Genomic DNA, 24,675 nt, shown 5'->3' with positions numbered 1-24,675 from the left:
GGCGTTGTTAGCCCGTCTGTCACAAGCCTTGTTATTAGCATGCTTTGCTCGGTAACCTCGTAGGCTTTTATTACGCCTAAGCTCTCTTGATATGGTACTGGGACTTCTGTTTAACACCCTCGCTATAAAATTAATACTATGTTTTGCCCCTTTAAGGGCATAAATCTGGTATCGTTCACCTAGGCTTAGATGTGTATAGCTCATGGTTGCAATCTCACTTTGGTCGGTGGATAAAAACTTTGATGCTAGCGCATCTAGGTCTTTTTTTCACCTTGCATTTGGTATTGCACTTCATGTGTTAATCTAAGAGGTCTTTTAAATACATGACACCAAAAGCTAATTGGGTATAAGGCGACAAATGCATGATTTCATCAGGTTTAGCTTTGGCCAATCTACAAATTTCATTAAATACCATCAAACGTCTGATTTGTACTGGAACTCTTACCTCTTTATATATTGAACGCATACGATATTGTCCTTTTAAACATTTCTATTGAAAAAGGATCATTGATCGATTTGCTTGATGGCACAAGTCTGAGTAACAAAAGACGATCACTTCTTTTGATGGCTTTTGCTAATCTAATTGGTATAAATGACTGAAGTGATATATGAGAGACTTTAATTATTGAGGATATTTATGATAAAGACAGGCGGTTCAAATACTTATCAAATAGAAGTAATCGAAACGATGAGTGCACTTATAGAAGTGGTTGCAGAAGATGGTGAAACTGCTCTACTAAAAGCGCGAGAAATGTATAGAAGCGAGGATATTATTTTAGAACCTGATGATATGCTTGATACTGAATTTATTATCTTTGGCGTAGAAGAGAATGAGTAGCTAGCTCAAACCAAAAGTAGCTCTCAGTACTTGTGAACATTAATGAATAAGCGTATAGATAATAGTAGAGCGCTGTCTCTTGACCAGTACATTCAATGATGGTTTAACTGTCAAAAATGGCAAAATACAGTCAGTCAATAAAGGTCAGTGGGACAAGCTTGTCAGTGACAATGATGCTTATGTATTTACCTACGAGTGGCTTTTTGCTGTACGAGAGAAAATGGCAGATAATGCGACATTATGGGTTAGTGGTACACATCATAATATTTTTACTCTGGGTCGTATTTTGCCGCAGCTTGGTTTTAAAATACTCAATGTTATAACTTGGGAGAAAACCAATCCACCGCCTAATTTTTCTTGTCGGTTTTTTACTCATTCTACAGAGTTTATTATCTGGACGAGAAAACATCCTAAAGTGCCGCACTACTTCGATTATGATTTGATGAAGCGACTTAATAACGATAAGCAAATGAAAGATGTGTGGCGCTTGCCAGCAATTGCTAAGTGGGAAAAATCTTGTGGTAAGCACCCTACGCAAAAACCTTTGGCATTATTGGCACAGATGATTTTAGCCTCTACTAAAAAAAATGCTTTGATACTTGACCCTTTCGCTGGATCTTCAACAACAGGTATCGCAGGTAATGTCTTAGAAAGACGTTTTATTGGTATTGAGCAGGAAACTGAATATCTACAGCTCAGCCAAGCGCGCTATGAAGACCTACAACATAAAGGGAAAAAAGAGTTTTTTAAACAACATTTCTATCGTTTATTAAATAAAGGAAATAACAGCTAAACAGATTTAAAATCTACAACATCACCTGACAATAGCGTCAAATTACTCATAGGCATGATACCGCGCAGTGCATTACAAAAGAATAACCGCGTCAACCTAGGCAAATCCTCATCTGATAACGACCGTATCACCACTGGATATTCTGTCGCGGACAAAGCATCAATAATCACTTGCCGCATCACACCAGCAACGCCCGATTGTGTCATAGAAGGCGTATACCATTGACCTGTTGTTAGATAGCTCTCATGATTGTTATCAACACCTTCGTGGCCACTAGAGTGCGTTTCAGATTCGCATAAAGGCTCATCTGCTAACTGATAGAACACATTGCTCATCGTACCTTCAACCCAGTGACCACTCATATCACGTAGCAGCCCTTCACTGAGGCTCTTTGTAACGTTAGCCGCTAATGGTTCAGCTTTTATACGCTGTAGCTCGCCACTGGCAAGGACATTATCTAGGCGGCTCAGGCTTTTGAGTCCTGCCAGCGATGGCGGCAGGCAGGCAATCTGTGAAGATAAACATATCGCTGAGGCATTCGGCTGCATGGGTACTAGATTGCCGTCAGGTAATGACAGTTGCACAGCCGTAGAGACTCTCATAACAGACGGTTTTAGCCATATCTCACAAGCGCTTCCTGATTCACTTGGTACATAGCCATAACCGCGAATGTCTTGTGCGGCGCGAGTCACCACGAGCTTGAGCATACCCTGCTCTAGCTGCTGGGCATACATTTTTAATACTGCCAGTAGTTCCTCGCAGTCGATATCTAAATGCAAGGCGTCGGCATGGGAGATGAGCCGCTGATGATGGTAGTCTGCCCATAGGATGAGTCCGTCCATCACACCCATGGTCGTAAAAAACCCATCCGCATATGCTAGGCCGCGGTTGTCTGGCGACAGTGTCACCGCTTTGCTGGTTGCCGTATCGTCTTGTGGATATAGACATACCCAGCTGTTGGGCAGTGACCTCATGTCTATCATCGCTTAGCTCTTGTCTGTTTGGGCAGCGGATTTATTGATGACTAGCATACAGCTATAAAACTCACATTTTGCCAGTTCCACTTTCTGTCCGCCAATGACTCTGTTTTTGATGATTTGGTTACTGAGCATCTCAGCGACCATTTTGCCACCCTCGTCACCCATCAGTCGGCGCGATAGTTGGTAGGCTTTTTTGGCATGGTCTTGGCTCAACTCTTTTTCTTTATCAGAATCGGTCGGATTGGCATAATACCAGCCAAGCTCAAGATATTTTTCGGAGTCGATAATATCTAGATAAGGCGCGTCCGTCTTCATAAAGCGATATTTGGTGGCAGGATTACTGGCATAGTCTAGGCTATTTTCATCCGTACTTATTACTTTACCAAATTCTGACTTGATACTATCTAACTCATCGGTGCCAAGGGTCTCGCCCTTGTCAGCGTTCCATGCCGAGACATCGTATTTTACTGGTGTACCTTGTTGGGCGGTCGCGCCATCTAGGTCAGGATTATCTACCGCGCTGTTCTCTACAGGAGCCTCGGCCACAGCCTGCTCGCTGCTCTCAGCGTTTGTCTCTGGATTTTGAGCATCCTCTTTGGTGCTATCACAGCCGCCAAGCGTCACACTAACTGCCATTATCGTACCGACTAGAAGAGTCTGAAGGTTATGATTCCACATAGATAATTTACTCACACTTTTAGATTGATCTTAAAAGAATATTAACGAGCTGGCCCACAAGCCACCGATAACAAAGGATTTTTTAATAAAGAATGTATGTAATAAAAGTTATAACCTAACAGTCATTAGAGCATATTATACTAATTAACATATAATCGATAGTTTACCCAACTGCTCAGCGCTTGACTACCTTTTAGGTTACACATAACGTTCCCAGAGGGTACATATTTGTTAAATATATCACTCATCAAACTCTGCCCGATATAAGGCTTATGAAGTGAGCCATTGGTTTGTCAATCATCATTTTATCGCTTATGATAAATGGCCGTAAGCGATGCATTTTTAATGATGTCTTGCCTCTTTTAGCCAATGGACCCTTTATGACCCAACACTTCATCGTTATTGGCAATCCGATTGCCCACAGCAAATCCCCTGAAATTCATGCGCAGTTTGCCTTACAGGCAGGTATTGATATTCGCTATCAGCGCCAGTATTGCCCTGACGATGCTGCCAGTTTTACAGCGGTCATTGAGGCGTTTTTTCATGGTGGCGGTATGGGTGCTAATGTGACCGTACCCTTTAAGCAAGTCGCTTATGACTGCTGTGCGGCACGCGGCGGCTTGTCAGAGCATGCCAAAACAGCAGGCGCGGTCAATACCCTCATGATAAATGAGGCGCTACTACAACAAGGCGCGTCGATAAAAGAGGCCATATACGGCGATAATACGGACGGACAAGGGCTCGTCAATCACATAACACGCTTAGGTTGGCCACTGGACGGTGCTCGCGTTGCCCTGATTGGCGCAGGCGGCGCGGCACGCGGTGTCATACTACCGCTGATTCAAGCAGGTATTGGCTCACTGACTATTGCCAATCGCACCGTGAGTAAAGCAGTAGATTTGGTGAATGAGCTGAGCGCAGCAAGTTCGGTGATTGCAGCGCAGCAGATTCAGACCTGTGCCACCAAGGATTTGAGCGGCACGTTTGATATGATTATCAATGCCACATCTATTGGCTTATCAGGCGATAAACTGCCGCTGGATGATGCTCTACACTGTCAATACGCTTATGACATGATGTATGGGCGCGACCTACCCTTTTTGCAGCATTTCGAGGCGCGTGATGCCCAAACGTCTGAAGGTTACGGCATGCTCATCGGACAAGCAGCCTTGAGTTTTGAGCGCTGGACTGGTCATACAATTGATGTCTCAAAAGCAACAGAAGCACTGAGTCAAAATACTTAATGGAACTCTTAATCAGCAGCATCAAACTGCTGCTTTTTATTCACTAAAGCGCAGCAGCAGCCAATCCTCCAAACGCCGCAGTGGCTCACGCAATTGTGTAGAGTGGATGGCCAAACCACCGCTCAGACCAATCACACAGCCAAGTGCCGTATCAATCATGCGCGTATGAATGACATCTCCTGCCACTGGCGGCACCGCCATCGTGCTGCCGTACTCTGCGATAAATATCGTCAAGGGTGTAATAAAAATCACCGCCAGCCCATAATGCCGGTCGACAAACGACTCAATCAATAGCATCATACATAATATAGCCACGGCGACACCCCATGTCGACAGCCCCCAAGACAGCATCCAACTGGCAACCACCATACCAACCAACGTACCCAATATACGATGCAACTGCTTGATCCACATGGTTCGCAGCTGGATGCCTTGAATAATAATAAAGCAGCTCATTGCCACCCAATATGGATAAGGCATGTCTAATAAAACTGCTATTACCAACGCCAGACTGATGAAACTTACGACAATGAGGCTATCACTGATCATATCTGGCTCATAATGATAACTAGGCGCAGGGGCAATAGGACGTGTGGCTAGCAAAAACAGTGTATACAGTAGCGCGAGCAACATCGAAGATCCGCTACCCAATAACACAAGCCCTATCGCTGAGAGCACTCGATCTAACGGGACAGGAATAAACAGCGCGATTGCCCCAGCCATCAATGTAAATAGCCCTGCTGGTGGTGGCTGCTTATAATAACGACCCAACATCACCACGCTAAGCGCAACAAGCATAAAGACAGGCAGCCTGAGTACAGGTAATTGCTGCGCCATCAAACCCAGCGCAAAGCTGAGTATCATGGCAAACCCCCAAGCCATCACTGTTACCAATCGATAAGGTAACCCGCCCACCAATGGCAGGTTTAAAATAATCATTGACCCTAGCGACGCTTTGATTCCAGCAGATAAGTCACCAAAGTAAGCGCCCACAAATACTGGAAAACTGATCGCAATCGCTGCAATAATAGGCATATGCCATGGCCTTCGGCTACGATTGACGGTTAGTAAATGCCCAAGTTCACCATCAATGAGCCCCTTAATACGCGTGAATAGCGCGGTCAACCAAGAGGTTTGTTTGTGTGATTTTGACTCGCTCATAGAGGGTCTGCCTTATTTATAGTCAATCAATATTAAAAGTGGTACAAGGCAGACGAGTGCAAGTACTACAGTAGTAGGCTAAACGAGTCTAACGCTGTAACACTTTAATAGTGGTTCGACTATATTATGTCTATTACTCTTCGGTCTTCTGCTTATCATCAATCATCTATAACAGATGCTCTTTGAGCACATCCAGCACATATATCAGCCATTTCATAAAACTAAAATTGATTAATTAAAATAAAAGTCATGAATAATAGTTATGAATTGTATATTTATTGGTCTATAAGATTTATAATCATATCAACGCAATAATAGCTGACACTCAACAAGGACGTCCTAAAGCCCTTCACAATGGACTCGCTGTTTATTACTAGCACTCATAACAACAGATATAGTATCTATCTCGATTAAAATAATGACACATCGCTGACATGACTTTTGACTCAAATACTGCGTCGTAAGTCCATGATAGCGAACCAACCAAAGAGAGCGATTATGTTAACTTACAAAGCACCTTTACGTGACATCAAATTTTTGATTAATGATGTATTTGATTACCAAACGCATTATAAAAGCCTAGACAATGGCGAAAACGCGGATCCTGAAACCATAGATATGATCCTACAGGGTATGGCAGATTTTGCTGAAAACGTCCTTGCTCCTATCTATCAATCAGGCGATGAAGAAGGCTGTCATTTTGAAAATGGCGAAGTCACCACACCAAAGGGCTTTAAAGAAGCTTATGACCAATTTGTAGAAGGCGGCTGGCAAGGTATCTCTTATCCTGAACAGTACGGCGGAATGAACCTACCCACATCAATCAACTTAATCAAAGCTGAAATGATCGGTACTGCCAACTGGCCGTGGGCGATGTACTCTGGCCTCTCAACTGGTTGTATCAACACGCTGCTTCAGTATGGTACAGATGAGCAAAAAGACCTTTATCTACCAAAGCTGGTCGAAGGCTCATGGTCAGGTACGATGTGTTTGACCGAGCCTCAATGTGGTACCGACTTGGGTCAGGTAAAGTCAAAAGCCACCCCGCAGGATGACGGTACCTACAAAATCAGTGGCACCAAAATCTTCATCTCAAGTGGTGAGCATGATCTAACGGACAATATCATTCATATTGTCCTAGCACGCCTACCAAATGCGCCAGAGGGTACACGCGGTATCTCGCTATTTATCGTACCAAAATTCACGCCGAATGCTGAAGGCGAATCTGGCGAGCGCAATGCTGTTGTTTGCGGTTCAATCGAGCACAAAATGGGTATCAACTCGTCTTCTACCTGTGTGTTGAACTTCGATGGTGCTACTGGCTACCTAATTGGCGAACCGCACAAAGGCCTAAAAGCGATGTTTACCTTTATGAATACTGCTCGTATCGGTACAGGTATCCAAGGTTTGGCACACACTGAGCTATCTTTCCAAAATGCATTGCCCTATGCCAAAGAACGCCGCTCTATGCGCACCCTTTCTGGTACCAAAGATCCTGAAAAAGTAGCTGATGCGATCATCCACCACGCTGACGTACGCCGTATGCTATTGACGCAAAAAGCCTTTGCTGAAGGCGGTCGCTCAATGCTTTATCATTCAGCACGCTATGCGGACAAAATGTCACAAGGCATCGCCAATGGCGATGAAGAAGAGTTTGAAAAATGGGATGACAAGCTAGGTTTTTATACCCCCATCCTAAAAGGGTTCTTGACTGAGCTTGGTATCGAAGCGGCCAAACACGGTCAGCAAGTCTATGGCGGCCACGGCTATATCAAAGAATGGGGTATGGAGCTGATTGCTCGTGATGCTCGTATCGCGACCATGTACGAAGGTACGACTGGCGTACAGGCATTGGATCTATTAGGCCGTAAGGTTATCTTGCAATCTAAAGGTAAAATCATCCGTGACTATACCTCAAGCATCATGAAATGGTGCGGCGAGTATGCCCTTGATAAAGACATGCGTAAATTTGTTTGGGCACTTACCAAGCTGTGCGCTGAGTGGAACACCTTGACAGTACGCTTGATGCTAATGGCTCGTAAAGACCGTGAAATCATCTCAGCCGCATCAGATGACTTCTTGATGTACTCAGGTTACGTCATGATGGGCTACCACTGGGCACGTATGGCAGCGGTCGCTTATGACAAGCTTGAAAATGGTGGCACAGAAGCACCAGAATTCTATAAAGCGAAAATTCAAACAGCCGAATTCTATTTTGACAAGCTGCTACCACGTACCTCTGGACATGCTGAATCCATGGTCGCACCAAGCAATAGCATGACAGAGATGGACAGCGAAAACTTTGCTTTTCTAGACTAACACTGTATTCATAATCCACAAAAAAGCGCCTATCATTTAGGCGCTTTTTTGTGTTTAACTGACCGTATTATGATTAAAGACTATCAAAAGCAACCTGTAATTTAGGAGCAAATAATGGTTTTACCTAACGATAAAAACACGGCTTTAGCTGCTCGATATATACGAGCATTGGTCATTAGCACCACGCTCGTCAGTATTGGCATCAGCAGTGCAGCGGCCAAAAGTAGCGATAGTACTCTACATTTTGCAAAAGGCGCTGTTACTAGCGTCGTCACTGATAAACTCGCTCCTCATACCGATGAACAGTGGTATCGTTTCGATGCTGCCAGTCAGCAATATGCCGTTATTAACATTGCACCACTTGCAGGTACGCCCGAGACTGCTAACGTCGGTGTATTGCATATGCCGGATGGTACCCAAGATGGCACCAAAGGCGGTATCATTTATCAAGGCTGTCTGCCACAAACGGGAAAATACCGACTCCGTATCGCACGTAATCTTATGGCCACTCATGGCAAAACAGCAGGCTATAAAGTTGAGGTCATGATACTACCAAAGGTTGCTAGTCAGTCTTTGTGCAAGCCCGCTTAACTATAGATCTTTAACACCTCCAAACTATAACATTCAAAATAGAATAAGTCGCTTTGGAAAAGGTTAGAGCGTTCAACATTAACTACCTAGCATCTTCTTATGATATACCGCACTAATCTCTTCGACTTCTACGCATATTTGCAGTGCCGCACGACCTGACTGCTCGTCTCCGATCTTTTCTTCGATGGTAGCGACCAAGAGCTCAGCCAGCTGATTACGAGTCTCTATATCGCGGCCGCTCATCAGTTTTAGATTGGCATAGATAAACCCATTCGCTTGCTCATCATCTTCCACACCCACCAAAAACGTCTCAATAGGTAAGATACGTGTTTTGATATCTGTCGGCTTATCAAAATATCCACTGTCCCATAATGCTTTATTAAGGGATTTTAGCAATGATTCTTCGTGAGGGATACTGACATTGGGCGTGGCTTGAATGGTTAAATGCGGCATGAGGACATCCTTAAATAGAGAAAGTAATAGATCAGTTGGCTTATCAGTTTACGCGCTCCGCCTCATCGCCGTAAAAGGTTTATTTGTATTATTCATCAGTAATCGCACTAAAATGCGCATCAAGTGTGTTGGCTAATTGCGCTGGTGGTAACTCAATCTCCAAACCGCGACGACCGCCACTGACATAGACCGTTGTCTGGTCTTGTGCGCTGCTATCTATGACTGTTTTTAGGCGCTTTTTTTGCCCGAGTGGACTGACGCCGCCCAACACATAGCCGGTACTACGTTCTACTTGCTTGGGATCTGCCATTTGTACTTTTTTGCAGGACAACAATTTATTCGCGGATAAGGCTTTGGCCATTTTTTTAAAATTGAGGGTTTTATCTACTGGCAATATCGCAACCGCAAGGTCGCCAGTATCGGTCGATACCACCAAAGTTTTGAACACTTGCACTGCCGCCACGCCAAGCTTTTCTGCGGCTTCTAAACCAAAAGAGGCCGCATGACTGTCATGCGTGTATTCGTGTATGCGGTAATCAAGACCGCGTTTTTTGGCAAGATCGATAGCTGGCGTCATAATATTTCGGCTTAATAAAATAGAACTAAAGAATAGGCGTCATACGGATTAAATAGACATGGCATCAATATATTATTACGCCAAATATCGTAACTTTCAAATATTTGACCGTTTTATATCACTGCTCGCTTACTAGTGAGTAACCCAATAGTATTAATATTAGCAGTATATACAGACACTATATATCGCTTTAGTGGCTTTTATGGCATCATAAGCGCAACATATTTGACTATTTTTGATACTGATTATGATACCGAAGTTCCTAAAAAAACGGATTTTTAAAGCGCCAGTCAGCACTGACCGCACTTCTGAAACTGACGCGAGTCCAATCGTCACCAAGCCTTACGCTAATGCTCCGATCAATCAGCTGTATCGTAAACTATCGGGACAGCTACTCGATGTTGCTGTCAAACCGAAATTATTGGGTGAATTGCCTGATTTTGATAGCGACGAGCAGGTACTTAGATTTTATGTGCTACAGGATTATTCTCGCTCCAACAGTATTTTGATCGATTTGCAGACGCAAGAGCATAACTTGCCGCCTGCATTGGTTGGGGTCAATGACGCGGCTCACAATATCAAAGAAAATGCAGCCATCATATTTTTGAATCACCCAAGTGCCAAAGACAATCAGTTGTCTCCGCGCCTTTCTCGCTTAGTCTCTGCGGTATTGCAATATCCAGAGCTAAAGGTGCGCCTAGTACCCGTATCTATCCTGTGGGGACGCGCCCCTGAAAAAGAAGACTCGCTATTTAAACTATTAACCGCTGACAATTGGCAAGACCCGAGTATCAGCAAGCAGTTATTTAATATCGGCGTGATGGGCCGTGATACCTTTGTACAATTCCACCCACCCCAAGATTTGCGTACTATCATCAATGATAGCCTCAAAGGTGAAAGCGCGGGCCCTAACGTTTTTGACTTAGCTTCTAAAGATTTGGTTTCTGAGGATTCAAGTGCTAAAAGCTCACCTGCTACAGACTCACAAGATACTGAATCAGCAACGACGGATAATGATGTCAAAACTGATGCTGAAAAATCACCCAGCTATACGCTCGTGGCGGCTGCTGATGGCAATCGTGAACTCGTGCGGATGCTACAGCAGCAATTGACGATTTATTTAGACAAGCAGCGCGCCAGTATGCTGGGCCCTGATTTGTCAGATAGACGTAATTTGGTCGATAAACTGGTCTACTCGCCAGCGATTAAGCACGCAATAGAGCTGGAAGCTGCCGAAAAAGGCACCAGCGTACGCGACGCTCGTAGTCAAGCGCGAGGATACGCCAATGAGATGGTGAATGACTATTCTCATTCCATTATTCGTGGGTTTTATAAATTTTTAACGTGGTTATGGACACAGTTATATGACGGCGTGGAAGTCCATCATTTTGAGCGTGTTCGCGATCTAGCAACCGATTACGAATTGATTTATGTGCCGTGCCATCGCAGTCATGTTGACTATCTATTGCTGTCCTATGTCATCTACAAACGCGGTTTGAGTATCCCTTATGTCGCAGCAGGTGATAACTTAGATGTGCCAGTATTGGGACCGTTATTGCGCGGCGCTGTCGCTTTTTATATTCGTCGTAGCTTCCGTGGCAATGCCCTTTATACCGCCGTATTGCGTGAATATATGCATACCCTTATCACGCGTAATACGCCGATCGAGTACTTCATTGAAGGTGGTCGCTCACGTTCAGGTCGCCTACTACCGCCCAAAATGGGTATGCTGGCGATGACGGTACATAGCCAGTTACGTCAAACCAATAAGCCTGTGGTGTTCATCCCAACTTATATTGGTTATGAGCGTATTATGGAAGGCGGCACTTATATCGGTGAGTTAAAGGGCAAACCAAAAGAATCAGAATCGTTGATTGGGCTACTCAAAGTGGGTCGTAAAATTGAGCGTATTTTTGGTAATGTACATCTAAGTTTTGGTACACCGCTGCATCTTAGCGATTTTATGACAAAGTTCGATGTTCCAGCCAACAGCTTACCGTCCGATCGCACCGACTCCCCACTCGATGAAAAAGCCAGTGCCATGGTCGATAATATCGGTGTAAAAGTCATGCAGCACATCAATAAAGCTGCCGTGATAACGCCTGTGTCGCTGCTATCATTGGTACTACTATCCGCACCGAAAGCGGCACTGGATGAAAACAGTTGCCGTGAGCAAATCGCTTTGTACCAAGGCCTTGCGCAACAGCTTCCTTATGCAGATGACACTGTCATCACAGATATGAGCCCGCAAGAAATCATTGATTATGGCATCAAGCTAAAACTCATAGAGCGTACGCCGCACATCTTGGGCGATATCATTCAGGTCGCTGGCAAGCAAGCGGCATTGCTCAGCTATTTCCGCAATAACATTCTACACGTCTTTATCTTGCTGTCTTTCTTATCAGCGCTAGTGGCACGTAACGGCCGTATCAAACGCAGTCGTTTAGATAGTATCGCTGAGCAGTTATACCCATTCTTGCAAGGTGAGCTGTTCTTATACTACCCAGCGCATGGTTTGGCGGAGACGCTCAACAAAAAAGTCGATAGTTTACTCTCTCATGGGTTGATTGTTGAGTTGGGTGATGACACGCTTAGTGTTCCTGAGTCTAATAGCAAGCGCTATCAACAGCTACAAGTACTGGCGACACCCGTTGGGCAAAGTCTTGAGCGTTATTTTATGACGCTTGCCCTACTCGCTCAGCAGGGCTCTGGTAATCTGACCGAAAGCGAAGTCGTTGACCTGTGCCATTTGCTTGGACAACGCTTGTCTGTACTGTATGCCGATGATATTCCTGACTTCTTTGATCGCGCATTATTTACTAGCTTTATCAGCGCTTTGACTCGTCTTGATTATCTACAAAAAGATGATGAAACGGGCATATTGACCTTTGACCATCGTATCAATGACATCGCCAGTCATGCCAAATATGTGCTGACGCCTGATATGATGCAAATCTTGCAGCAAGTCGCAAGTTTAAACGAAGAAGAAATCACTCGTGCTATTACTGAGATTAGTAATAAAAAGCAGCGTAAATTTGGGCGTAAGCGTTAATCGTTAGTCATGACTTTTAAACAATTAAGCTAAACAAAAAAGACCGCTATTGATTAGCGGTCTTTTTTTATGCAGTTCCAATATACCAAACAATGGTATTAGTTGGTGATTTTCTTATACTTAGCACGCTTAGGCGTGGCGTCATCACCCATTGTCTTTTTACGATAGGCTTCAAACTCACTGTAGTTGCCATCGAACCACACTGGGCCTTCTTCTTCAAACGCCAAGATGTGGGTGGCGATACGGTCAAGGAACCAGCGATCATGCGAGACGACCATGACCGTACCTGGGAATACTTGAATCGCATCCTCTAGCGCACGTAAGGTTTCAACGTCCAAGTCGTTCGAGGGTTCATCGAGTAGCAGTACGTTTGCGCCCTGCTTTAGGGTTTTTGCCAATTGCAAGCGGTTACGCTCACCACCTGATAATTGACCGACATGTTTCTGCTGGTCTGAGCCTTTAAAATTAAAGCGGCCGATGTACGCACGGCTTGGCGTGGTGTAGTCACCGACAGTAATCATGTCAAGACCGTCTGATACTTCTTCCCAGACGGTCTTTTTGTCGTCTAGGTTGTCACGCACCTGACCGACATAGGCAACCTTGACACTTTCGCCCAAATCAACCGAACCAGTATCTGGGGTATCACGCTCAGTAATCATGTTAAATAGCGTGGTTTTACCCGCACCATTTGGACCGATGATACCAACGATAGCACCCGCTGGGACATTGAAGCTTAGGTTTTCATACAATAAACGATCGCCAAACGACTTGGAGATGTTATTGACCTCGATAACTTTATTACCTAGACGCGGACCGGGCGGAATATAAATCTCTGAGGTCTCATTTCGCTGCTGGAATTCTTTTGAGTTCAGCTCTTCAAAACGCTGTACGCGCGACTTAGACTTCGCTTGCTGACCCTTTTGATTTTTACGAATCCACTCAAGCTCTTTTTTCAGCGCTTTGGCAAACGACTCTTCTTGCTTCTGTTGTTCCTCTAAGCGCTTGTTTTTTTGCTCTAACCATTCAGTATAGTTACCTTCATACGGGTAGCCATAGCCTCGGTCAAGCTCCAAAATCCACTGCGCCACATTATCCAAGAAATAACGATCATGGGTAATGGCAACGATAGTGCCGCTATAGTTTTGCAAGAATTGCTCAAGCCAAGCGACTGATTCGGCGTCCAGATGGTTAGTAGGCTCATCGAGTAGCAGCATATCGGGACGTGATAGTAGCAGGCGACATAAAGCAACACGGCGTTTTTCACCACCTGACAGTTTACTCACGTCCGCGTCCCATGGTGGCAGACGTAGCGCATCGGCGGCTTTCTCTAACTGGTTATTTAGATTGTGTGCATCCCATGACTGGATAATGTCTTCCATTTTGCCCTGCTCTTCAGCAAGTTTGTCAAAATCAGCATCCGGTTCGGCATACTCAGCATAGATTTGGTCTAAGCGCGCTAACGCATCTAACGCCTCACGCATGCCGTCCTCGACGTTGCCGCGCACATCTTTGCTGTCATCGAGTTGTGGCTCCTGCGGCAAGTAACCAACTTTGGTTCCTGTTTGCGCACGTGCTTCACCGCTGAACTCAGTATCCACACCCGCCATAATACGTAGCAAGGTCGACTTACCTGCCCCATTGATGCCTAAGACACCAATTTTGGCACCCGGGAAAAAGGACAGATTGATATTTTTTAAGATTTCACGCTTAGGGGGAACAAGTTTTGACACGTTGTTCATCGTGTAAATATATTGAGCCATTAACACTCCGATAGACTGCATAGAAGAGAACAGCAAATACCACTCAGCGCTGCTGCCAAGCGTGCCGTAACTCAAAATCAGGGTTACAAATTATCGTTCATTATCGCATTGTGGCGCATACCCTGCAAGCTAACAGGTTGTTTTACCCCTTGTTTTGCAGCTTTTGTCATAGAGTATCGCTGTTTCTGGATAAAAGCGGGCAAAAATATTTTTCTGAGGTTACGAGCTTAACATTCTGATTCATTGCTGTTTGATAAAAACCACAAAAAATAGCATCAAAACTTTCGCAAAGTTAATCAATAGCCGTTAACATATTAGAGTGGCTTAACAGCGCAAAAAATAATGGTTTAGTATGCCATTAATGAAACTGGCTATAAGCTGAGTCATTATTTCTCATATATTTTTAATAATATTTATACAGGTACTGATTAATGGCCAACGGCTATCGCCCTGAAATAGTTCAACGTGCGTTTGTCGATTTTATCGGGTCGCGCTTACATCCGTTTTGGTCATTGACGACACCCAAGCTACGCCTTATTGCTCGATACGAGATGAGTGATGATTTAATTGCACTGCAATTTGAGACCAATCGAGCGTTTAGGCAGCAGATATCCAAAGGGGCAGATGATTGGCAAGGCGGTCAGTATCTTGATTTACGTGTTTTTATCGATGGGGTTTATCATCAGCGCAGCTATTCACTCGTAGGATTGGCGAATCAGCCATTGTGGTGGCAAGATGATGCCGTCATTACTAAGTCAGCAAAAAGCCAACGCCATACGGTTACTATTGCTGTTAAACCGCAAGGGTTAGTATCTGACTATTTGACCAAGCAACTGTCGCTATCTAGCATCGTTGATACCAGTATGCCACTGGGTCATTTTACTTTGGCACAGGCAAAGACAAGTTTAGATAATAGAGAACCAGATAACCAAAAACTACACCCTTTATTATTTGTCGCTGGCGGTAGCGGTATCACGCCTATGCTAGGACTTATTGCGCAAGCACTAGCAGACGGACATCAGGTAGCGTTGCTACATTATAATCGAACGAAACTTGCCCAGTTTCAACATCAGTGGCAACAGCTGAGCGATATCTATCCAGCCTTCAGCTATCATTTTATCCATACTGATAACCCTGCGACTTATTTGGCTGGCGAACGATACTTAAGTGCAGAGGGTCTGTTATCACTTAATCTACCATTGGTAGATACTCAGATATTTGCCTGCGGTTCACAAGCGTTATTAGCTGGCTTATATAAAGCAGTGTCAGAAATCATTTTACCGCAAGGCAATCAGCTACGTGACAATATTATTATAGAGAATTTCGGTAGCGCACTGCCTGATTTTGATAGCGGTGGTAATCAAGTACTAGATAATGCACTACAGACAGAGTCGCATACGGTGTATTTGCGATCACGGCAACGGCAGTTCGATAGCGACACTACATTATTGGTCGCTGCCGAAAACGCAGGTATACGACTGGCGCATGGTTGTAGGCAAGGAATTTGCCAGTTGTGCCGCTGCAATAAAGTGAGCGGCGTGGTCAAAAACATCCAAACTTACAAGATAAGTAGTGATGGTTACGAGTCTATCCAAACCTGCATCAATATCGCCATGACAGACGTGGTGTTAGACATTTAGCCCTGCTGAAATTAAAAATACGACCACCAACCCCTGACTATCGCCCTCTTAAAACCAAAAAATAGACTGATGTTAATTCATATTGTATGCTAAAACTTAGATGACTCATAAAATCGAATCCAGTGCTGCTTATTCGTGCCATTTCGGTTAAGGATTATATATGCGCTTATTACCACCTATTGATACAGCACATTCTGCCGTACCCATGTTGACGCCTTTGTCCGATGCACAGTTGGCAAGAGATAGTAGCGAGCAGCCAACTCTATCATCACAGCAAACGCCTTATCCCACTGTGACGCAGGCGCCTTTACCCAAAGCACAAAGTGATGCCTTGACAGTAGAATTAAATGCGCTATATGAAGGTGTGATGGACTCATTAGGTAGCGATGACGCCAAATACATTCAGCGGATTTATGCGACTGTGGTCTATAGTGAGCTTGTCGCCCGTGGTTTACTGGCTGTCGCAGGACGCATGTCATCACGCCGCTCGCAGATAGGGGCTTGGCTGTTGGGTACGTCAATACTTAGTTTTAGCAAAATACTCAACAATATGGAGCTTGGGCATAATGTCATGCATGGTCAATACGACTGGATGCAGCATCCGCATCTGAACAGTCAGAAGTTTGATTGGGACATTGTCTGCCCTGTCCCATTATGGCAACACTCGCACAACTATCTACACCATACGTTTACCAATATTGTTGGGCGCGACCATGACGTTGGCTATCACTTGATTCGGGTGACAGATGAGCAGCCTTGGACGCCAGAAGATCGCTACAATATGTTTAGTACTGCCGTATTGGCCTTTGGCTTTGAGTGGGCGGTTGCCTTTCATGATATTCAGATCAGTGTCGATGAATACGCCGACTCCCCTAACTTGCATAAAATCATGCAGCAAAAATCTCGTGCACTATTTGCCAAAATTGCCCGCCAAGTTGGTAAAGATTATGTGGCTTTGCCAGCCGTAGCCGCCTTGACCTTAGGTCGTCGTAGCGCTATGAGCACACTGAGTGGCAACATAGCAGCCAATACGGTTCGTAACCTGTGGACGTGGGCGGTGATTTTCTGTGGCCATTTTACAGAGCAGGCTCACATCTATACCCATCTCGATGCGGATGAGAGCGAAGGCGACTGGTACGTGCGTCAGATTCTTGGCTCTAGTAATATCAAAGGGAATAAATGGTTTCACATTTTGACTGGCAATTTGTCTCATCAGATTGAGCATCATATCTTTCCTGATATGCCAGCTAGCCACTATGCCAGTATTGCCCCGCAAGTAAAAGCCATCTGTCATAAATATGATTTGCCTTACAACACTGGGCGTTTTAGCACACAGCTACGACAAGTAATAGGACGTATTCATCACTTTAGTAAGCCCAGCGAGCAAAAGTGGCAAGCCTACCAGTCGGTATCGGCTGCGGATACCACCACTCACTCACATAAGTCGACACCAGAGAGCGAGACAGCAAAGGGTCTTAGTCGATTCTTACCACCCGTCGTTCGTAAAGCGATAGCTTATATATGGTGATATATTCACATTTTTAACGCAGATTAAAAGACATTAATACTATTAACAATCGTCATAACGACTATTACGGTAAGCGACTAGATTGTTTGATATCAATCATACATACTCAACCAAGCACAAAATATTTACTGATGACGTAGTATTTAATAAATCTGCCTTCTTCATTCATCCTTAGAAAATATGGCAGTTATTAAAAATTCGATAATAATAAATGGAGTTGTATCATGAGTAACCAAACCACTAAATCAGCACTAGATATCGCACATAATCAAGCAGCGAATCGTTTTGAGACTACCGTCGATGGTCAGACGGGCTATATCAGCTATCAAGACCGTGATGACACCCTCGTCTATGACCACACGATCGTTCCGCGACAGTTAGGCGGTCAAGGTGTCGGTTCAGCACTAGTCAAACATGCGCTAGATTACGCCCGTGAACATGATAAAAAGGTTGTGCCGCAATGCTCGTTTGTGGCCTCATATATCAGCAAGCACCCTGAGTACCAAGATTTGGTATAGCTTACCGCCCTTTATCCCAAACAACTAGTATGCAGCAATTTTAGATTAGGAGATCCATCCCAATATAACTTTTAATAAACCAATCCGTATAACAATAAAGGTTATTAATATGAGTAGTTTATCTGACAAGCAAATTGATCTACAGTTAGAAGAGCTTGCTGGTTGGCAGCGTGATGGCAATAGTATCGTCAAGACCTATCACTTCAGCGATTTTATTGAGGCGATGAGTTTTATGAACCAAGCGGCATTTTATGCTGAAGCACTCGAACATCATCCGGAATGGCGTAATATATACAATATAGTCGAGGTACGCCTAACCAATCAGGACACCGGCGGCGTTTCTAGTTTGGACATTCGCCTTGCAAAACGCATGGAGCATATCGTGCAACCCAAACGTCTATAGCCTTATATTTCTGTTAAATGAGTAACTGAAGTGCTTTAGTTGAACATAAGAAAAGACCCTCAATTGAGGGTCTTTTTTTATACTGGATTTTTTATAGTAATAAGCTGTGTTTACATTTTGCGACTAACAAACGCCACAATAAATAAAATCACAGCGACTGCTAAGAAGATGTATGCCAGATTAGCAGACAGTCCTGCAACGCCGCCAAATCCTAATAAACTTGCTAGCAGTGCGATTACTGCAAAGATAATAGCCCAACGAAACATAATATTCTCCTCAAATAATTGTTAAAAATCAGATAGTAAACTTTATATAGTATTGATTTAACTTTTTTTTCTAATACCAGTCATATCTGCTTACAAACATAGACTAGCAATATTTCTCTTTAAACAACGTGCATTTTAGTAATGATGTCAGTAGATTATGTAAAGTTTGTAGCAAGTGTTAACACCTTTTATTTTTTCTTGTGTCTATAAACATATTATTTAGGATGATGAGCACCTTATTTGCTAAATTATTGATTGTCTTATGGTTGCATATAAATAACATCAAAAATTTCTGAAAAATAGATGTGGCAATGAAAACTGTCGCGACCCCATAAACTTCTAACTTATTCAGACCACTTGGTTTATAGTTTAAAGTCACATTATCATCCAATATATTAAGGACAATACTTATGAGTACCGAGACGGATACCGCAAAAACCGCACAACAAGATACTAGCGACAACCGCCCTTATGCCGTCATCTTATATGGCGCAACAAGCTTTGTCGGACAAATCACCGCTCACTATTTAACCAATTTTTTATCCAATGCTAAAAATAAAGATGGCTCTAACGTCACTTGGGCAATTGCAGGACGTGATGAAGAAAAACTCAATGAGCTACAGTCGAAACTTGAGAGCAAAGTAGATATTATCATTGCTAATAGTAAAGACTCTGCCAGCCTTGATGAGATGACCAAACAGACAAAAGTCATCATCTCAACCGTCGGCCCTTACCTCAAATATGGCGAACCTTTGATAAAATCTTGTGCCGAAAATGGTACCGATTACGTCGATCTTACTGGTGAAGCGATCTTTATCAAAGACATGATGGACAAATATCAAGATACTGCCAAACAAAGCGGCGCACGGATTGTCAACTCTTGCGGCTTTGATTCTATCCCATCAGATTTGGGTGTTTACTTTACGCAAACCAAAGCAGAAGAGAAGTTCGGAGAAGCTTGTAACGTGATTCACATGCGCGTAAAAGCGGCAAAAGGCGGCATCTCTGGTGGTACGATTGCCTCGATGGCGACGATATTCGAAGAAGTTGGTGAAGATAAATCACGCCGTAAGCAAGTAGCCAACCCTTATCTACTAAACGATGACACAGATGTGCCCAATGTACGTCAAGACAATGTCAGCAAACCAGAATACGACAGCGCCCATAAACGTTGGTTGGCGCCCTTTGTGATGGCGAGTATCAACACACGTATTGTCCATCGCAGTAACCAGCTACTCGGTTACGAATACGGTCGCGATTTTAAATATGACGAAGCCATGTGGATGAAAGATGGTGTCAAAGGTAAGTTATCAAGCTACGCGATGAGCGCGGGTCTACTAGGATTTGCCACTGCCATGATGATTAAACCAAGCCGTGAGTTATTGTCCAAGCATGTTCTGCCCAAAGCAGGCACAGGCCCTTCTAAGGATGAGCAGGAAAATGGCTACTTTGATATTCGCCATTTCGGTCAAACAGCTAAAAACGACACCATCACGGTCAAAGTTACCGGCGATAAAGATCCTGGTTACGGTAGCACTTCTCGTATGCTCGCGCAGGCAGCATTATGTCTGGCACAAGATATCAGTAAAGAAGACGTTGGCGGCGGATTCTGGACGCCTGCCTCTGCGATGGGTGATAAGCTCATAGCCCGTTTAGAAGAACATTCAGGTCTAAGCTTTGAAGTTATCGATGGTTAACCGAATGTAAAACATTTAAATAATGATTTATTAATGCTGATGATTTTCATGACCGTATCTTGATAACAAGGTGCGGTTTTTTAATACGCAAATTTTATAGCGCTCATCTATCATATTAGCGAATGCTAATAGCGTATTTTTTGGTAATCAATGTTGCGGTTTTTCGATTTTTTAGTACATTATGCTACAGATTTTTAGTCTAATGGCACAGCCATATTCTCCTCAATACGCTAGGACAAAATACATTACGGTTTGATTGTTATAGAGAATATTCATTTAAAAATTTTAATCAAAGTTCACTTCAAAAAACATCATCTAGTAAAAATATTTCTCTAAAATAATGTTATTGATCGAATTGATATTAGTCAAAATTTTCCAGTAGTTCGTGTGCCAGATAAAGGTTTTTAGCAGCCTGTTATCGATACAAATACTGGTAAATCTATCATTGTTGAATAAAATAGATCCAAATGCTTACTTCATTTCTTAAATGAGATGTGGGCTTAATAGTTTCATAACGTCACAACAATACACCAAGCTGTTAGAACCTTAATGAGTTTACTACTGAAATGTCAGCTATATAACTGGTACTTTGTTTTTACAAATTATAGTAAGGTCTAACCAAAATCTGGCTGTCCTCAATTATCTGCATTTTAGACATAATTATATATAGATATGGCAGCTGCTTTTAATCATTGTTCATTTATCGAATTCGGAGTTTTATAATGAAAAAGAATATTTTATCGTTAGTCTTAGGAGCGACACTTGTTTTGCCAGCGGCAGCAATAGCTGCACCTGTCGATACCAGTGACATTATGCCAGCAGATATGCGTACCACTCCTGTCGATAATACTTTGCAAGCCGAAATAGAAGGCCCTGATGGCGAGCTTGTCGCTACTCAACCGGGTGCTGTTGATAACAACAACATGGACGCGATAAATGAAGATATGGAATCTAAAGAAGGTGGCATGGACGAAGATATGACCGTTACAGCGGACGAAGAAATGTCTGAAGATCAAGTTAAAGCTGAATTGGCTCAGGCCCGTGCTACCGCTGAACGCCCTACTCAGATGACAAATGATGTTCAAAGCAGCCAAATAACCCCAGCTGACATGCGCGAAAAGCCAGTCGAGATTACCTTACAAGAAAAGAAAAAAGACCGTCGTGGTGAGCTTTTAGCGACTCAGCCTGGTCAAGTGCAATTTAACGAAAACCGTCGTTTCACCATTCGTTAATAATGACAGTGCTTGATTGAATAGTATGACTAATAGTTTACTACTATCAATAAGTGACATATAAAAAGGCAGCCAATTGGCTGCCTTTTTTGTTGCACACGGCTATAAATTTTGGCTATTTCTTAGTTTTAGTCACGCCAGCTTCTTGTAACAAGGCGCCAAGTGTACCCATTTTACTAGGTGCTTGCGCTTTATCGTTTTTGATCGGTTTGCTACGGTTACTATTCGTATTGTCCTGACGTTTACCACGTGGCTTAGACGAACGCTTATCAGCAGCAGAACGACTATTATTTGGACGGTCACTATTCGCCTGATTACTGCGTGGACGGCTCACTTTTTCACCATCTGTACTGGTTGCAGTAGACTTAGCAGCCGTACGGACAGGTTTTTCAGACTCAGGCTTCATACTAAATCCGATACGACCACGTTTTTCATCGATAGAAATAACACGAACCGATACGATATCACCAGGTTTGACGCGGTTCATGGGATCTGCGACAAAGTCATTGGCCATCTGAGAGATATGGACCAAACCATCCTGATGTACACCGACATCAACGAAACAGCCAAAGGCCGTTACGTTAGTGACCACACCTTCAAGCTGCATACCTTCGCTCAAATCTTTGATACTATTGACATCATCACGGAAGTTAGCCGTTTTAAACTCAGGACGTGGATCGCGTGCAGGTTTAGCAAGCTCTTCGATAATCGCTTTTACGCTGACATTATCATCGTTAGCAGCCAGCGCAGTCGTATCGATAGCATTCAGTACACCATCGTTACCGATGACTTCTGATAAAGGCTTGCCGGCTTGTGCGAGTAAGCTATCAACCAAGGCATAGCTCTCTGGATGCACGCCTGTCGCATCTAGTGGATTGCTGCCATTATGGATGCGTAAGAAACCTGCTGCTTGCTCAAAGGTCTTAGCGCCTAGACGTGGAACATTTTTGAGTGCTTCACGGCTATCAAATGCCCCGTGCTCGCGGCGATAAGTCACGATTTGCTGCGCCACATTACGGTTCAGACCCGCGATATGTGCCAAAATAGCAGGACTCGCTGTATTCACATCAACACCAACCGCATTCACGCTATCTTGAGTCACTTTATCAAGACTATCTGCGAGCTGGTTTTGGTTCACATCGTGCTGATACTGACCTACACCGATGGCTTTTGGATCGACTTTGACAAGCTCTGATAACGGATCTTGCAAGCGACGTGCGATAGACACAGCACCGCGCACCGACACGTCTAAATTGGCAAGCTCATCACTAGCAAGCTCGCTCGCCGAATAGACGGAAGCGCCTGATTCATTGACGATGACAGCTTTGGCTTTAAGTGCAGCGTTCGCGGCCAAAATCTCTTTAATCATCGCATCGGTTTCGCGACTTGCCGTACCATTACCGATCGCGACCAAATCAACATCATAAGTACTTAATAGCTCATCAATGACTTTTTTGGCTTCATCCATTTTGTTGTCAGGGGCAAACGGATAAACCGTCGCGATGACAGGTTTTTCTTCGCTATCTGACATGACATGACCTTGCGCATCCACAATAGCCATTTTTACGCCATGACGGATACCAGGATCGACACCTAAGATCACTTTAGGGCCTGCTGGTGCAGCCATCAATAAATGCTGTAAGTTACTAGCGAACACATCAATCGCATCTGCTTCTGCAGCTAGGCGCTTTTCGGTCAGTAAGCGGTGCTCGATATGTGGACGCCATTTGTCTTTCCACAAACTACTGGCCGCCTCTGTCAAAAACTCACGGCGTGCTGCTGGCGCTTTGGCATCGACATCGAAATGATTGATAATTTTTTCGATAAATGGTGCGTCTTCGCCTTCGATTTTTAGACCCAAGACGTTTTCTTGACGACCACGTAACATCGCTAATAGGCGATGGTTTGGCAGTCGAGCCAGGCTTTCGCTATGCTCAAAGTAGTCTTTGAACTTTTCGCCAACTTCACGCTTTTCTTCGCTCGCAACGCTCGATACGATACTGGCAGTTTTGGCAAAACCATTGCGTAAGTTGTCCAACAACCCCAATGCTTGCGTCCACTCATCAACGATAATGGCTTGCACACCAGCAAGCTGCTTGTCGATATCGCTAAAGTCAACGTCGATCTCATTACCACTATCATCAGTGATACTTGACTGAACTTGATAATCAGCCAGCGCCTCTGTCGGGGTGATTTCTTGCGTCAAGACAGCTTGCGCAGCAGCATCGAGTCCAGCGGCACGTGCTTTGGCAGCCGGTGAACGACGACGCGGACGATATGGCAGATAGATGTCTTCAAGCTCAAGCTTTGACGTCGCATTATCGATACGCGTCTGCAGCTCATCGGTCAAATTGCCTTGCGTGCTCAGTAGCTCAGTGATTTTGAGGCGTCGGGTGGCCATGTCACGCTCATAATTCAGAGACTTCTCGAGAGCACGCAGCTGCGCGTCATCAAGGTTTTGCGTTTTTTCTTTGCGGTAACGCGCAATGAAAGGAACCGTTGCGCCTTCATCATAAAGCTTCACAAACGCATTGACTTGAGCAGTCTTAATGCCAAGCGCGCGAGCAAGCTTGTCGTGAATATTCGCGTGTGTGGTTGCATCCAAAACCTGTGCATTTGTCGAGGTTTGAGATGACGTTAAGGTATCAGTGCTACTCATATACGTATCAATCGTTGAGAAATGTAGTTTTGCATTATAGCAAAAGCTGCATGAATAAAAATCCTTTTTATCTTTTCGTTAATTATCGCCTGTTTTGCGGCATAAAACGTTTTATATCAAACGTTCTGTAGCCTTGTTAAACAAACGCATACAGCATTTATTCTTATGAGTGATGCAATTCGCAGTGCAATCTTATACACTAAAGTATCCATAGCACAAATATTGAGATGTGCTGATATATTGAACAATAGTTTTTGGTTTTATGACGTGCTTGTTTTGACCCATC

22 protein-coding genes are annotated in these 24,675 nt (G+C 43.9%); 12 read left to right on the top strand and 10 right to left on the bottom strand.

From position 1 onward, the window contains the following. Together BLR43_RS14025 and BLR43_RS13605 are read right to left on the bottom strand one after the other, a co-directional pair. On the bottom strand, positions 1 to 204 hold a 204-nt coding region (locus BLR43_RS14025; RefSeq protein WP_143007414.1), incomplete at its 3' end, for a helix-turn-helix domain-containing protein. Between the two features lie 94 nt (positions 205 to 298). Then, positions 299 to 466, bottom strand: coding sequence for a hypothetical protein (locus tag BLR43_RS13605; RefSeq protein WP_167669389.1), 168 nt, complete (start codon positions 464 to 466; stop codon positions 299 to 301). A 171-nt stretch (positions 467 to 637) separates the two neighbouring features. Between BLR43_RS13605 and BLR43_RS06875 the strand changes: the two genes are divergently transcribed. Together BLR43_RS06875 and BLR43_RS06870 are read left to right on the top strand one after the other, a co-directional pair. Next, a complete protein-coding gene (locus BLR43_RS06875; RefSeq protein WP_058024875.1) occupies positions 638 to 838 on the top strand; it encodes a DpnD/PcfM family protein in 201 nt (66 codons plus the stop codon). A 79-nt stretch (positions 839 to 917) separates the two neighbouring features. Further along, the gene (locus tag BLR43_RS06870; protein ID WP_244265486.1) at positions 918 to 1,631 is read left to right on the top strand and encodes a DNA-methyltransferase; all 714 of its coding nucleotides are present in this window, start codon (positions 918 to 920) and stop codon (positions 1,629 to 1,631) included. Here BLR43_RS06870 and BLR43_RS06865 read toward each other — a convergent pair. Both BLR43_RS06865 and BLR43_RS06860 read right to left on the bottom strand, forming a co-directional pair. Next, complete coding sequence (locus tag BLR43_RS06865; RefSeq protein ID WP_227674197.1) at positions 1,628 to 2,614, bottom strand: aminotransferase class IV; 987 nt, start codon at positions 2,612 to 2,614, stop codon at positions 1,628 to 1,630. The genes BLR43_RS06870 and BLR43_RS06865 overlap by 4 nt on opposite strands. Positions 2,615 to 2,617: 3 nt before the next feature. Next, positions 2,618 to 3,304: a hypothetical protein gene (locus BLR43_RS06860; RefSeq protein ID WP_227674198.1), complete on the bottom strand. Its 687-nt coding sequence runs from the start codon at positions 3,302 to 3,304 to the stop codon at positions 2,618 to 2,620. Positions 3,305 to 3,669: 365 nt separating this feature from the next. Between BLR43_RS06860 and aroE the strand changes: the two genes are divergently transcribed. Next, on the top strand, positions 3,670 to 4,533 hold the full coding sequence (gene aroE / locus BLR43_RS06855; RefSeq protein ID WP_093069839.1) for a shikimate dehydrogenase: 864 nt from the start codon (positions 3,670 to 3,672) through the stop codon (positions 4,531 to 4,533). A gap of 36 nt (positions 4,534 to 4,569) precedes the next feature. Here the strand turns inward: aroE and BLR43_RS06850 are convergent, their stop codons facing one another. Next, positions 4,570 to 5,694, bottom strand: coding sequence for an FUSC family protein (locus BLR43_RS06850; RefSeq protein ID WP_093069836.1), 1,125 nt, complete (start codon positions 5,692 to 5,694; stop codon positions 4,570 to 4,572). 498 nt (positions 5,695 to 6,192) lie between these two features. Here BLR43_RS06850 and BLR43_RS06845 point away from each other — a divergent pair, with 498 nt between their 5' ends. Both BLR43_RS06845 and BLR43_RS06840 read left to right on the top strand, forming a co-directional pair. Next, positions 6,193 to 8,013: an acyl-CoA dehydrogenase C-terminal domain-containing protein gene (locus BLR43_RS06845; protein WP_093069833.1), complete on the top strand. Its 1,821-nt coding sequence runs from the start codon at positions 6,193 to 6,195 to the stop codon at positions 8,011 to 8,013. 114 nt (positions 8,014 to 8,127) lie between these two features. Continuing rightward, positions 8,128 to 8,604: a hypothetical protein gene (locus BLR43_RS06840; protein WP_093069831.1), complete on the top strand. Its 477-nt coding sequence runs from the start codon at positions 8,128 to 8,130 to the stop codon at positions 8,602 to 8,604. 78 nt (positions 8,605 to 8,682) lie between these two features. Here the strand turns inward: BLR43_RS06840 and BLR43_RS06835 are convergent, their stop codons facing one another. Together BLR43_RS06835 and ybaK are read right to left on the bottom strand one after the other, a co-directional pair. Further along, complete coding sequence (locus BLR43_RS06835) at positions 8,683 to 9,057, bottom strand: 5-carboxymethyl-2-hydroxymuconate Delta-isomerase (protein WP_093069829.1); 375 nt, start codon at positions 9,055 to 9,057, stop codon at positions 8,683 to 8,685. An 88-nt stretch (positions 9,058 to 9,145) separates the two neighbouring features. Continuing rightward, positions 9,146 to 9,634 (bottom strand): Cys-tRNA(Pro) deacylase, encoded by a 489-nt coding sequence (gene ybaK, locus BLR43_RS06830; RefSeq protein ID WP_058024885.1) that lies wholly within the window; start codon positions 9,632 to 9,634, stop codon positions 9,146 to 9,148. Positions 9,635 to 9,881: 247 nt separating this feature from the next. Here ybaK and plsB point away from each other — a divergent pair, with 247 nt between their 5' ends. Then, complete coding sequence (gene plsB, locus BLR43_RS06825) at positions 9,882 to 12,686, top strand: glycerol-3-phosphate 1-O-acyltransferase PlsB (RefSeq protein WP_093069826.1); 2,805 nt, start codon at positions 9,882 to 9,884, stop codon at positions 12,684 to 12,686. A gap of 98 nt (positions 12,687 to 12,784) precedes the next feature. Here plsB and ettA read toward each other — a convergent pair whose 3' ends face one another. Further along, positions 12,785 to 14,446: an energy-dependent translational throttle protein EttA gene (gene ettA, locus BLR43_RS06820; protein WP_071002540.1), complete on the bottom strand. Its 1,662-nt coding sequence runs from the start codon at positions 14,444 to 14,446 to the stop codon at positions 12,785 to 12,787. A gap of 431 nt (positions 14,447 to 14,877) precedes the next feature. On the opposite strand from ettA, the gene BLR43_RS06815 reads away from it, so the two are divergent. The 4 genes from BLR43_RS06815 (at position 14,878) to BLR43_RS06800 (ending at position 18,535) form a co-directional block, all read left to right on the top strand. Further along, entirely contained in the window at positions 14,878 to 16,086 is a 1,209-nt protein-coding gene (locus tag BLR43_RS06815; RefSeq protein WP_093069823.1) for a flavin reductase family protein, read from the top strand. Between the two features lie 160 nt (positions 16,087 to 16,246). Then, a complete protein-coding gene (locus tag BLR43_RS06810) occupies positions 16,247 to 17,614 on the top strand; it encodes a fatty acid desaturase family protein (protein WP_093069821.1) in 1,368 nt (455 codons plus the stop codon). Positions 17,615 to 17,838: 224 nt separating this feature from the next. Beyond that, positions 17,839 to 18,132, top strand: a complete 294-nt coding sequence (locus BLR43_RS06805) for a GNAT family N-acetyltransferase (protein WP_093069819.1) — start codon at positions 17,839 to 17,841, stop codon at positions 18,130 to 18,132. A gap of 109 nt (positions 18,133 to 18,241) precedes the next feature. Further along, positions 18,242 to 18,535 carry a 4a-hydroxytetrahydrobiopterin dehydratase gene (locus BLR43_RS06800; RefSeq protein ID WP_071002546.1) on the top strand — a complete coding sequence of 98 codons (294 nt, stop codon included), beginning with the start codon at positions 18,242 to 18,244 and terminating at the stop codon, positions 18,533 to 18,535. Positions 18,536 to 18,645: 110 nt separating this feature from the next. Here the strand turns inward: BLR43_RS06800 and BLR43_RS06795 are convergent, their stop codons facing one another. Further along, positions 18,646 to 18,801, bottom strand: a complete 156-nt coding sequence (locus BLR43_RS06795) for a DUF1328 domain-containing protein (RefSeq protein WP_021814049.1) — start codon at positions 18,799 to 18,801, stop codon at positions 18,646 to 18,648. A gap of 410 nt (positions 18,802 to 19,211) precedes the next feature. On the opposite strand from BLR43_RS06795, the gene BLR43_RS06790 reads away from it, so the two are divergent. Then, positions 19,212 to 20,498: a saccharopine dehydrogenase family protein gene (locus BLR43_RS06790; protein WP_093069817.1), complete on the top strand. Its 1,287-nt coding sequence runs from the start codon at positions 19,212 to 19,214 to the stop codon at positions 20,496 to 20,498. Between the two features lie 722 nt (positions 20,499 to 21,220). Continuing rightward, positions 21,221 to 21,730, top strand: a complete 510-nt coding sequence (locus BLR43_RS06785) for a hypothetical protein (RefSeq protein ID WP_093069815.1) — start codon at positions 21,221 to 21,223, stop codon at positions 21,728 to 21,730. Positions 21,731 to 21,845: 115 nt separating this feature from the next. On the opposite strand, the gene BLR43_RS06780 is transcribed toward BLR43_RS06785, so the two are convergent. Beyond that, positions 21,846 to 24,389, bottom strand: a complete 2,544-nt coding sequence (locus BLR43_RS06780) for a Tex family protein (RefSeq protein WP_071002550.1) — start codon at positions 24,387 to 24,389, stop codon at positions 21,846 to 21,848. Positions 24,390 to 24,675 lie beyond the last annotated feature (286 nt).

This window comes from Psychrobacter pacificensis (assembly GCF_900101915.1).
GTDB lineage: Bacteria > Pseudomonadota > Gammaproteobacteria > Pseudomonadales > Moraxellaceae > Psychrobacter > Psychrobacter pacificensis.
Note: the sequence above shows the minus strand (reverse complement) of the source record. Positions and strands in the feature narration are given on the sequence as shown.

Coding starts and splice junctions, on each gene's coding strand:
- BLR43_RS06810 (WP_093069821.1), top strand. CDS start 16,247: ATGCGCTTATTACCACCTATTGATACAGCACATTCTGCCGTACCCATG.
- BLR43_RS06815 (WP_093069823.1), top strand. CDS start 14,878: ATGGCCAACGGCTATCGCCCTGAAATAGTTCAACGTGCGTTTGTCGAT.
- ettA (WP_071002540.1), bottom strand. CDS start 14,446: ATGGCTCAATATATTTACACGATGAACAACGTGTCAAAACTTGTTCCC.
- BLR43_RS06795 (WP_021814049.1), bottom strand. CDS start 18,801: ATGTTTCGTTGGGCTATTATCTTTGCAGTAATCGCACTGCTAGCAAGT.
- BLR43_RS06840 (WP_093069831.1), top strand. CDS start 8,128: ATGGTTTTACCTAACGATAAAAACACGGCTTTAGCTGCTCGATATATA.
- BLR43_RS06780 (WP_071002550.1), bottom strand. CDS start 24,389: ATGAGTAGCACTGATACCTTAACGTCATCTCAAACCTCGACAAATGCA.
- BLR43_RS06835 (WP_093069829.1), bottom strand. CDS start 9,057: ATGCCGCATTTAACCATTCAAGCCACGCCCAATGTCAGTATCCCTCAC.
- BLR43_RS06865 (WP_227674197.1), bottom strand. CDS start 2,614: ATGATAGACATGAGGTCACTGCCCAACAGCTGGGTATGTCTATATCCA.
- BLR43_RS13605 (WP_167669389.1), bottom strand. CDS start 466: ATGCGTTCAATATATAAAGAGGTAAGAGTTCCAGTACAAATCAGACGT.
- BLR43_RS06790 (WP_093069817.1), top strand. CDS start 19,212: ATGAGTACCGAGACGGATACCGCAAAAACCGCACAACAAGATACTAGC.
- BLR43_RS06875 (WP_058024875.1), top strand. CDS start 638: ATGATAAAGACAGGCGGTTCAAATACTTATCAAATAGAAGTAATCGAA.
- aroE (WP_093069839.1), top strand. CDS start 3,670: ATGACCCAACACTTCATCGTTATTGGCAATCCGATTGCCCACAGCAAA.
- BLR43_RS06850 (WP_093069836.1), bottom strand. CDS start 5,694: ATGAGCGAGTCAAAATCACACAAACAAACCTCTTGGTTGACCGCGCTA.
- BLR43_RS06785 (WP_093069815.1), top strand. CDS start 21,221: ATGAAAAAGAATATTTTATCGTTAGTCTTAGGAGCGACACTTGTTTTG.
- ybaK (WP_058024885.1), bottom strand. CDS start 9,634: ATGACGCCAGCTATCGATCTTGCCAAAAAACGCGGTCTTGATTACCGC.
- plsB (WP_093069826.1), top strand. CDS start 9,882: ATGATACCGAAGTTCCTAAAAAAACGGATTTTTAAAGCGCCAGTCAGC.
- BLR43_RS06800 (WP_071002546.1), top strand. CDS start 18,242: ATGAGTAGTTTATCTGACAAGCAAATTGATCTACAGTTAGAAGAGCTT.
- BLR43_RS06805 (WP_093069819.1), top strand. CDS start 17,839: ATGAGTAACCAAACCACTAAATCAGCACTAGATATCGCACATAATCAA.
- BLR43_RS06845 (WP_093069833.1), top strand. CDS start 6,193: ATGTTAACTTACAAAGCACCTTTACGTGACATCAAATTTTTGATTAAT.